Genomic DNA, 1,217 nt, shown 5'->3' with positions numbered 1-1,217 from the left:
TGACCGGCCCCCACTGAGTGGTCCGTGTTGATTGTTAGTGCAGAACCGTCTCCGGTGCCATGGTTGTCCGTAGGTGGAGCGAAGCGGAACCGGAGGGCAGCCATGGCGGCATTGCTGCTTCGGGAGCCGGAGGCCGATAGCCCAGCGAGCTGTGCGGCCTGACGGTGTTGTAGTGTCTGCGCCAGCCCTCGATCAGGATCCGAGCTTCGGCCAGGGTGTAGAAGATCTCCCCGTTCAAGAGCTCGTCGCGCATCGAGCCGTTGAAGGATTCACAGTAGCCATTTTCCCATGGGCTGCCGGGTGTAATGTAGAGCGTTTTCACGCCGATCTTCGCCAGCCATTGCTGCACGGTATTGGCGATAAATTCAGGGCCATTGTCTGACCGTATGTGCGCCGGCGGCCCCCGTGTGACGAACAACTCGGCGAGAGCCGCCAGCACGTCCTCGCTGCGCAGCCGTCGCGCGATGGGTAAGGCGAGGCACTCGCGGCTGGCCTCGTCGATGATCGACAGGATGCGGAACTTGCGGCCATCATGTGTGCGTCCCTCGACGCAGTCGTAAGACCACACATGGCCCGGATATTCCGGTCGCAGGCGGATACATGATCCGTCGTTGAGCCAGAGCCTTCCACGCTTCGGTTGCTTCTGCGGCACCTTGAGCCCTTCACGGCGCCAGATGCGCTCCACCCGTTTGCGGTTCACATGCCAACCGGCATCGCGCAGCAAGGCCGTCACCCGGCGATAGCCATAGCGGCCATACTGCCGGGCAAGCGCGATGATATCCTCGGTCAGGGCTGCTTCGTCATCCGCCCCACGCGGCGTTTTGCGCTGCGCCGATCGATGTTGCCCGAGCACGCGGCAGACCCGCCGCTCGGACACCGGCATCATGCCCCGGATATGATCGATACAGCGCCTGCGGCGCGCGGGGCTCAGAAGTTTCCCCGCGAGGCCTCCTGCAGGATCAACTTGTCCAGCGTCAGATCTGACACCGCCCGCCGCAACCGGGCGTTTTCCTTCTCAAGCTCTTTCATGCGCCGAGCCTGGTCCATCTTCAGGCCGCCATACTCCTTGCGCCAGCGGTAGTAGCTCTGCTCGGTGACGCCGATCCGGCGACACGCATCCGCCACCGTTCCGCCCTGCGCCAGCACGATCTCCGCTTCACGCAGCTTGCCGATGATCTCTTCCGGCTTGTGCTTCCTCGCCATTCCAGTCCTCCTTC

The 1,217-nt window shown here is 63.4% G+C and carries 1 protein-coding gene; it reads right to left on the bottom strand.

The features are described 5' to 3' along the window. Positions 1 to 34 precede the first annotated feature (34 nt). Positions 35 to 1,203 (bottom strand): IS3 family transposase gene (locus tag V2S85_RS27095; RefSeq protein WP_330705874.1). Its coding sequence is split into 2 segments (ribosomal slippage): positions 35 to 942 and positions 942 to 1,203, totalling 1,170 coding nucleotides; the frame shifts between segments, so codons are not numbered across the junction. Between the last annotated feature and the right edge of the window lie 14 nt (positions 1,204 to 1,217).

This window comes from Novosphingobium resinovorum, assembly GCF_036352595.1.
GTDB lineage: Bacteria > Pseudomonadota > Alphaproteobacteria > Sphingomonadales > Sphingomonadaceae > Novosphingobium > Novosphingobium resinovorum_B.
Note: the sequence above shows the minus strand (reverse complement) of the source record. Positions and strands in the feature narration are given on the sequence as shown.